Below are 1,830 nucleotides of genomic sequence, written 5' to 3' on the forward strand. Positions count from 1 at the left end.
ACAGTGCTCACAATCGTACGCTGTTTCCGATGGACCAACTCCAGGCGTTTTTTGTCCCGAGAGTGCATGAGCTGTTCATCCACGGCCTCCAAGGCCTGTGACAGCAGACTGCGTGCGCTCACTTTGACGGCCTTTTCCACGCCCTCCTCCAACTCTGCAAAGCTCCTGGAGTTAGATATTGCCGATTGAAGGTCAGCCATCAGCTGCAGGAAAACATTCAAGGCGTGTCGAATCGGGAACACAGAGACCTCACTCCTTTTACCGCGCTGCAACGCGGGTGTTTTGGATGTTGTAGTGAGGTCTCTTCTATTTTTGCCTTCCCCCTTCCTCTCGAGGAAAAGCCCCTACTGAAACTTTACACGCTCTTCGGCCCATATATGGTGGAGACACGTGCTGACGGCGGTGCAATCCGCTCTGCGCCAAGCAAAACCGGAGATTTGGAACAGCGACCAAGGAAGCCACTTCACCAGTGAACAATACACGGATCTCTTAAAGCAAGCAGGGGTTCGAATCAGTATGGACGGGAAAAACCGAGCACTGGATAACATCATCACTGAGCGCTTCTGGCGCACTCTGAAGTACGAGGAAGTCTACCTACACGAGTACAACAGCCCGAAAGAGGCGAGGCAAAGAATCTCCCAGTTCATACAACACTACAACTACCGACGCCGCCACCAATCACTGGGCTATCGGACGCCAGCAGAGGTTTACTTCCAGGAGGATGCTACACTACACCCTCCCACTGCTATCTGAAGAATCGGTAATCAATATATTAACTTAAACTACGAAAAGTGTGTCTTGACAAAAGGGCCCACCTTAGATAGTCTTCTAAAATAAGGGTCAAACATTATATAACATAATATACAAGGAGGGAATATAATGGGACGTCTGTCAGATAAAGTAGCGATCATCACAGGGGCAGCAAGCGGAATGGGCGCGGTAACCGCACAATTATTCGCTAGGGAAGGAGCAAAGGTAATTGCAACAGACATTCAAGATGATAAGCTTAAGGAAGTTGTAAATGATATCAATAAACAATATGGTGAAGTATCTATCGCAATCAGACATGATGTAACGGACGAAAAAAGCTGGGAAGATACTGTAAAGCAAGGTGCTGAACACTTTGGTAAAATTAATGTTCTCATTAACAATGCCGGGATTGGTGCGTCAGATGCTGACTTTGAAGACTATCCTTTGGACGACTGGAATAAAGTACTGAGTGTTGATGCAACAGGAAATTTACTGGGGATAAAACATGTTGTTCCAGAAATGAAAAAAGCGGGCGGGGGTTCCATTGTAAACATATCATCATTAGCGGCTTTGTTGGCTTTGCCAGGTGCAGGTATAGCTTATTCAGCAGCAAAAGGGGCGACCCGAACTTTAACTAAAGTTGCCGCTAATAATCTGGCTCGATTTAATATCCGTGTAAATTCAATACACCCAGGATATATTTTAACTGATTTGGTTAGGAAGCATGTACCAGAAGAAGTGCGGAAGCAACTTGCAGATGCGCATATCCCGCTCGGTAAGTTTGGGGATCCTGAGGATATCGCTTATATTTCGGTATTTCTAGCCTCTGATGAATCAAAGTTTATGACCGGTTCAGAGGTGGTTGCCGACGGTGGGCAAGCGATCAGGTAAATATATTTATTTCAAGTGCAATATTACCTAAAATAAGTATTATCGATCAAGTCATTAATACTCCAACATTATCAGTCTTTCTTTCATACAATTTCTGCTTAATAATTCCATGGTCTCGACCAACGCGGTCGAGTCGTTTTGTTGCTTGGTTTTAGCAGTAGATCTTGGAGAATGAACGCTAGGTTTGAA

The 1,830-nt window shown here is 45.3% G+C and carries 2 protein-coding genes and 1 pseudogene; 2 read left to right on the forward strand and 1 reads right to left on the reverse strand.

What is annotated here, in order from left to right:
- On the reverse strand, window positions 1–242 hold a 242-nt coding region (locus ASH01S_RS17510; RefSeq protein WP_157067237.1), incomplete at its 3' end, for a UPF0236 family transposase-like protein.
- 151 nt (window positions 243–393) lie between these two features.
- Between ASH01S_RS17510 and ASH01S_RS17515 the strand changes: the two are divergent.
- Both ASH01S_RS17515 and ASH01S_RS17520 read left to right on the forward strand, forming a co-directional pair.
- Window positions 394–753 (forward strand): annotated as a pseudogene (locus ASH01S_RS17515) (transposase); the annotation flags it as partial.
- Window positions 754–879: 126 nt separating this feature from the next.
- Window positions 880–1,641 carry an SDR family NAD(P)-dependent oxidoreductase gene (locus tag ASH01S_RS17520; RefSeq protein ID WP_067929717.1) on the forward strand — a complete coding sequence of 254 codons (762 nt, stop codon included), beginning with the start codon at window positions 880–882 and terminating at the stop codon, window positions 1,639–1,641.
- Window positions 1,642–1,830: the final 189 nt, after the last annotated feature.

It is taken from the genome of Alicyclobacillus shizuokensis NBRC 103103 (assembly GCF_001552255.1).
GTDB lineage: Bacteria > Bacillota > Bacilli > Alicyclobacillales > Alicyclobacillaceae > Alicyclobacillus_G > Alicyclobacillus_G shizuokensis.